Raw genomic sequence first — 6171 nt, forward strand, 5'->3', positions numbered from 1 at the left:
GGCTATAATTGGTAAATTATGATTATAAGGTTATTTATATCTATAAAATAATTAAAGGAAGGGCTAATTATGGCTAAGAAAACGTTAATTTTGTATTATTCATGGTCGGGCAATACTAAGAAATTAGCAGAAAAGATTCATACTCAAATTTCAGATAGTGATCTTAAGGAAGTCGATGCTGTTGACGGCACTTTTGATGCGGATCAATATAAAACCAATGATATCGCTTTAGATCAAATCCAAGCCAATAGTTTTCCAGATATTAAGCTAGATAATATTGATTTTAATAATTATGATTTAATTTTAATTGGTAGTCCTGTTTGGTCAGGCTATCCAGCAACTCCAATCAAGACCTTATTAGATCAAATGAAGGGATATCAAGGAGAAGTAGCCTCATTCTTTACTTCCGCAGGAGCTAATCGCAAGGCATATGTTAACCACTTTAAAGAATGGGCTAAAGATTTAAATGTGATTGGCGTAGCTGAAAATGACAGTAAAATCACTGAATGGGTAAATTAATTTTAGTTTCAATAAAATCAAAACAAACCACTTTATATTTCTTATTTAATCTGTTATCATAATAGCGGAGCGTGTGATGAGCGCTCCGAGGATGAAAAGGCTAGGCAAGATGTCTCTTATGGCATTTGCTGATAGGAAGAAATTTGAAGGTGTAGAAAAGCCACTAAGGACATTTTCCTTAGTGACTTTTTTTGTGCATAAAAAAACGCTAGAAAACTAGCGTTTTGGTTTTAAAAGTTATTTTTAGAAGTTCTAGGAGTAACTTTATCCCAGATAGCATCGATAATGCCAACCCACATTGCTCCAAGAGCAACAGAGCCACAAACATCTGATGGGAAGTGAGCATAAAGATATACTCTTGAAATCATGACTAAAATCAGCCAAACGATTAATAAAACATTCAACCAAATCTTGGCAGTTCTATTTCTTACTAATGCTGGGATTAAAATCATCATTAACCAAAAGACGATAATTGCCATTCCTAATGTGTGACCACTAGGAAAACTGAAGCCATCATCTGCGGCCAAGTGTTGCACAGGGCGGGCACGTTGAATAATGTGTTTTACCACCCATCCAAAAGCATCTGCAGTAATTAAAGTAATTACGATACTAAGCGAAAGAGGGCGTTGCTTTTTAATCCATAAAATAATGGCGATTAAAATCATCCATACTAAATCAACTTTAGTATCTGCTAAAAAAGTAATCTTTTTCATAATGCCTTGTAGATTAGGAATGGTATGAACAATTTGTTCAAAGAAATTGTCAAAACCATTAATCCAGCTGGCATGAATCATGATTGAGATTGCCAAGATCAAAAAGACAGGCAATCCAATACAAATAGCTGTAATATTTTTCTTTTGCATTTTTTCCTCTTTAATATATTATTTTTTAACAACAGTAACGAGTATATCATATAATTATTATTAATGATCAAAAAATTAAAAAGAATGCGGAAAAATAATTATGGAAGAAAATACTAAGAACATGCTCGCTGGTAAACCATATCGCCCTGATACCGAAGAATTGGGACATTTTTCTAGTTTGGCACATCGTTTATCACGAGATTATAATTTGACAACTGATGAAGATAAGTTAGAAAGAAAAGCTATTATTGATCGGCTTTTTCCGGATCACGGAGAAGGGGTTTATTTGCAAGGACCGATCGAGGTAGATTATGGTCGCTTTACTAAATTAGGTGATCATTTTTATGCTAATTTTAATTTAACGATTCTGGATACTTGTCCAATTACCATTGGTGATAATGTGATGTGTGGCCCTAATGTTACTTTTGCTACACCTTTGCATCCCTTACTACCTGAACAAAGAAATCCTAGAATGCAAGCAGATGGCAAAATGGCAGATATTGAATATGGTGCACCTATTAAGGTAGGGAATAATTGCTGGTTGGCCAGCAACGTTACTGTTTGTGCAGGAGTGACGATTGGCGACAACTGTGTAATTGGAGCAGGTGCTGTAGTTACGCATGATATTCCAGATAATTCCTTAGCAGTGGGAGTTCCAGCTAAAGTTATCCGCAAAATTACGGAAAAAGATCATTTAGATGACTATCCATATTAATTATGAATAATTTTTATCTAATCTGTAACTTCACTGAAAAAAATAAATGCTAATATATTTTATAAAGAACTGATCGATTCTGGAGGGAATTAAAACGAAAAAAATTAATTTAAGAAAGGCATTAATTAAAACAGCCGCTTCACTTACTGTGGCTGCCTCTTTACCAATAGGTGGGTTAGCAGCCGCTAATCAAGTAAATGCCGCAAGTTATAATCAAACTGAAATGCGTAGTTTTGTTAGAAGTACACTGGCTAATTATTATGCACGAGGTACTACCGTAATTATTAAAGATGGTCATCCACAACAAATTAGTTATGGCTATGGCTATTATGGCAAGCGTCTTGGTGCTGGAAATAGAAAGGTTGTTTATCCTGTTTGTTCATTGCAAAAGGTAATTACGGCTGCAATGATTACACAATTAATCTATGCCGGAAAGTTTAATCAAGATACTAAAATTTCAACTTGGTATCCCAACTTAAAGGGCTCATCAGATATTACCGTTGGTAATTTGATGACGCACACTTCAGGACTTAAGGCTAGTGACACGGAAGTTAACCGTGGGTCCGTAGTTTCTGAAGCTAGTGCCATCAATTGGGTGGTTGATAAGTTAAATTCTACTAGTCAAAATAAACCAGGCAATTTTTCTTATAATAATACCAACTATATTTTGTTAGCAGGAATTATTCGTCAAGTTACAGGCAAATCATATAAAGATAATGTTAAAGAACGAATTATTAATCCACTTAATTTAAAGAGAACTTACTTCTTGGAAGATGTTCCTGCTGGTATGACTGATGGTATTTCTTATACCTGGAATCGGAAAAATTATCAATGGGCACAATATGTTAAAAAACAACAAGCTTCTCAATTAGTTGGTGCAGGTAATTTGTTCTCTACACCAATGGATTACTACCGTATTCAAGTTGGACTTACAAATGGAAAGATTTTGAATAAAACCGAGTATAATTACATGACTAACTTGAGTTCTAAATCTCCAAATGGTTATTCAGGTGGTATGTATATCAAGAATAACGGTGCCTTGAAGTCAGCATATGGTAACTTATACAACACTCACTTTGGTAATTGGATTCAAATGACATCTGATAATCAAAATGGTTTAATCATGTTTTTAAATCAAACTCAAAATGATGAAAATAGAAACAAAGCAATTGGTTACCAAATTTTAAATCATATCAAGCCAAATACATTCAATGCACGTTAAATTTTAATGTTTCCTGCTATTAACTATGTTAAGCTAATAGCAGGATTTTTTGATTGGAGTAAAAAATGATTGATGGGGGAGTATTAATCAGTCAAGATTTATCATGTATGGGGCAAGTTTCATTGAGTGTTGCCCTGCCAATTTTGGGTGCATGTGGGTTGAAGCCCACTGTATTACCGACTGCAATTTTATCAACGCATACTGGTGGTTTTGGCAATAATACATATTTAGATTTAAGTCATGAAATGACTCAAATCACTAAACATTGGCAAGAATTAGATATAAGTTTTAAAGCAGCGTATTTAGGTTATTTAGGTGAAAATGCATTAGATTTTTGGCTGCAAAATAAAGAGTTACTTAGTCAAAAAATTATTTTAATAGATCCGGCAATGGCGGATCATGGCAAAATGTATCGTGGCTTAAGCCAGCAGTATATTGAAAAAATGCGGCAATTGGTTACTAAGGCTACAATTTTAACGCCAAATATGACTGAAGCTGCATTTTTATTAGGAAAAAAAGCAGAAGAGAATTCCATTCAAACGGCTACAAGTTTAGCGCAAGAATTATCGACTAAATTTGATATTCCTAATGTAATTATCACTGGAATAGATTTGTCAGATGAAAAAATCGGAGAAGTGGGCATTACTGAAGGAAAAGAATGGTCACTAACCCAGAGAAGATTGCCAGGAAGCTTCTTTGGTACCGGCGACATTTTTACAAGTGTCTTTTTAGCGGCATTTATGCATCAATATAGTTTAAAAGAAAGTTGCTCTATTGCGGCTGATTTTGTGGAACGAGCTATTTTGAATACTACTAAGCAGGATCCGCGTTTAGGGCCGAATTATGCGGCAGGATTAAGTTGGCTATTAGAAAAGGTGGGGAATAGAAAATAATGAAAACAGATAAAAATTCTTTACAAGCATTGATTTTTACCGGATTATTTGCAGCAATTATTTATATTGGTATCTGGGTCTTACGAATTCCTGTACCTGCTATGGTAGGTCGACCATTTATTCATTTTGGCAATACTTTGACGGCAGTAGCTATTCTTTATTTGGGTTATCGCAATGGGATGATTGCCGGAATTATTGGTTTAGGTGGTTTTGATTTATTAAATGGTTATGCTGCTACATCATGGCTCACTATGCTTGAAGTTGTTGTGGTTGCGACAGTTTTGAGCTTAATTTTTAAAGGGATGAATTATCAAGATAGTAAGAAGAATATTATCATTTTAGGTATTGTTGCCGGTGTGACTAAAATTTTTACTACATATTGCGTTTCAATTGTTGAAGCATTAATGGTAGGAACGAGCTTGCAAGTAGCATATATTGGTGCATTTGTAAGTTTGCCTGCAACCGTAATTAACTCAATTTCAACTGCAATTTGTACGCCAATATTATATTTTGCATTGAAGGATGCGACGAGAGTTATCATGAAAAAAGCCAAATAAAAACATAAGATTTTACACATGTGTTCTTGGGTGCTATATTTAAACTATTAGCTTACTTATGGGAATAAAGGTAGAATAGTATGAACGAGGATCTAAAAAGAAAAAATAAACGAAGCAATCTAATCATATTAATAATTGGTATTTTAGTTGTGGTCGGCATTATTGCAGGTTTTGGTATTCACAATCATCGTGTAGCCAGTCAAGCTGCAGCGGAGAAGTATGCACGAACACACTTTAATCCAAATGTTAAAATCGATGGTGTGAAGGTTGGCAAATTAACTGTTGCTAAGGCAACTGCCAAAGTAAATAAAAAAGCTAAAAATCATGTGCAATTAAGAAATGAAAAATTGGTTTATAGCTATAATACGACCGCACCGACAATCGATGAGGCAGAAACTGAAGCACTGTTTAAAAAGCAACAAACTAAGACGCCTTCAGATCAAGCCTATAATTTTACTACTAAAAATTTAGCTACTGCTAAGAAGAAGTTGAATGCGTTAAAGAAGGCTGAATTGACTTACAAAATTAATGGCAAGAGTTATCAGTTAAAGGCCAAGGATCTTTTAAATGATGTTAGCTACCGAGATGGCAAATATCAATTTGGCGATACATCTAAATTAACTGAAAAGTTAAACCAAATTGATAAAGAAGTTTCCACTTTGCATAAAAGCTATAAGTTTACGGTTCCTACTGGTAATAAGGTTAAGGGTAAGACAATTACCGTTAAAAATAAGACTTGGGGCTGGGGTGTTTATGTTAAAAAGGCTCGTCGTTTGATCTTACAAGCTTTTGCAGATGGGAAAACCACTTTTGATGGTGCTGATGCAATTTATGGTTTAGGCTATAGTACTTACGCTCATGGTTACGGTAAGAGTAATCATGAAATCGGCAATACTTATGCAGTTGTTTCATTAAAGAAGCAAGAGGTTTGGCTTGTTAGAAAAGGTAAGTTAGCTGCACATTTGGATAATGTAGTTACTGGTACGATGGAAGGTAGCAAGGGTGATCAAACTCCACGTGGTGTTTGGTACATTCACTACAAGGAATCTCCAAGTATTTTGCGTGGTACCAATGACGATGGTTCAAGTTATGCTTCACCAGTTAAATACTGGATGCCATTTACTTTAAGTGGTAGTGGTTTCCATGATGCTAGTTGGAGAACCAATTGGAGTAAGAAGGCCTACTTAAGAGGTGGCTCACATGGCTGTGTCAATGTTAAGCCTAGCGAGATTAGAAAAGTTTGGAATAACATTTCTAAGAATGAACCAGTTATTATTTATGAATAATTGAGATAAAAATAAGACCTGCGGAATATCAAATTCTGCAGGTCTTTTATTGTTTTATTTCGGTTCAGTATAAAAACTTGTGTAAACGGCTGTGAGATTTAGGATGCCTTTCGGGA

General features: G+C 34.7%; 7 protein-coding genes. 6 read left to right on the forward strand and 1 reads right to left on the reverse strand.

Annotation, left to right across the window (positions count from 1 at the left end; all coding sequences use genetic code 11):
- The first annotated feature begins 69 nt into the window (after positions 1-69).
- A complete protein-coding gene (locus tag CP368_RS01270) occupies positions 70-519 on the forward strand; it encodes a flavodoxin (RefSeq protein WP_098043691.1) in 450 nt (149 codons plus the stop codon).
- A gap of 230 nt (positions 520-749) precedes the next feature.
- On the opposite strand, the gene CP368_RS01275 is transcribed toward CP368_RS01270, so the two are convergent.
- Positions 750-1382, reverse strand: a complete 633-nt coding sequence (locus CP368_RS01275; protein WP_098043692.1) for a phosphatase PAP2 family protein — start codon at positions 1380-1382, stop codon at positions 750-752.
- 100 nt (positions 1383-1482) lie between these two features.
- On the opposite strand from CP368_RS01275, the gene CP368_RS01280 reads away from it, so the two are divergent.
- The 5 genes from CP368_RS01280 to CP368_RS01300 all read left to right on the forward strand — a co-directional run bounded on the left by CP368_RS01280 (position 1483) and on the right by CP368_RS01300 (position 6055).
- The gene (locus CP368_RS01280; protein ID WP_087235555.1) at positions 1483-2097 is read left to right on the forward strand and encodes a sugar O-acetyltransferase; all 615 of its coding nucleotides are present in this window, start codon (positions 1483-1485) and stop codon (positions 2095-2097) included.
- Between the two features lie 124 nt (positions 2098-2221).
- A complete protein-coding gene (locus tag CP368_RS01285; RefSeq protein ID WP_098043694.1) occupies positions 2222-3319 on the forward strand; it encodes a serine hydrolase in 1098 nt (365 codons plus the stop codon).
- Between the two features lie 65 nt (positions 3320-3384).
- Positions 3385-4212 carry a pyridoxamine kinase gene (locus tag CP368_RS01290; protein WP_098045667.1) on the forward strand — a complete coding sequence of 276 codons (828 nt, stop codon included), beginning with the start codon at positions 3385-3387 and terminating at the stop codon, positions 4210-4212.
- Positions 4212-4769 (forward strand): ECF transporter S component, encoded by a 558-nt coding sequence (locus CP368_RS01295; protein WP_087176709.1) that lies wholly within the window; start codon positions 4212-4214, stop codon positions 4767-4769. The genes CP368_RS01290 and CP368_RS01295 overlap by 1 nt, the downstream gene beginning before the upstream one ends.
- A gap of 80 nt (positions 4770-4849) precedes the next feature.
- The gene (locus CP368_RS01300) at positions 4850-6055 is read left to right on the forward strand and encodes a L,D-transpeptidase family protein (RefSeq protein WP_098045668.1); all 1206 of its coding nucleotides are present in this window, start codon (positions 4850-4852) and stop codon (positions 6053-6055) included.
- The last annotated feature ends 116 nt before the right edge of the window (positions 6056-6171 follow it).

Source organism: Lactobacillus sp. UMNPBX17 (assembly GCF_002553735.1).
Lineage (GTDB): Bacteria > Bacillota > Bacilli > Lactobacillales > Lactobacillaceae > Lactobacillus > Lactobacillus gallinarum.

Coding starts and splice junctions, on each gene's coding strand:
- CP368_RS01300 (WP_098045668.1), top strand. CDS start 4,850: ATGAACGAGGATCTAAAAAGAAAAAATAAACGAAGCAATCTAATCATA.
- CP368_RS01295 (WP_087176709.1), top strand. CDS start 4,212: ATGAAAACAGATAAAAATTCTTTACAAGCATTGATTTTTACCGGATTA.
- CP368_RS01290 (WP_098045667.1), top strand. CDS start 3,385: ATGATTGATGGGGGAGTATTAATCAGTCAAGATTTATCATGTATGGGG.
- CP368_RS01275 (WP_098043692.1), bottom strand. CDS start 1,382: ATGCAAAAGAAAAATATTACAGCTATTTGTATTGGATTGCCTGTCTTT.
- CP368_RS01270 (WP_098043691.1), top strand. CDS start 70: ATGGCTAAGAAAACGTTAATTTTGTATTATTCATGGTCGGGCAATACT.
- CP368_RS01280 (WP_087235555.1), top strand. CDS start 1,483: ATGGAAGAAAATACTAAGAACATGCTCGCTGGTAAACCATATCGCCCT.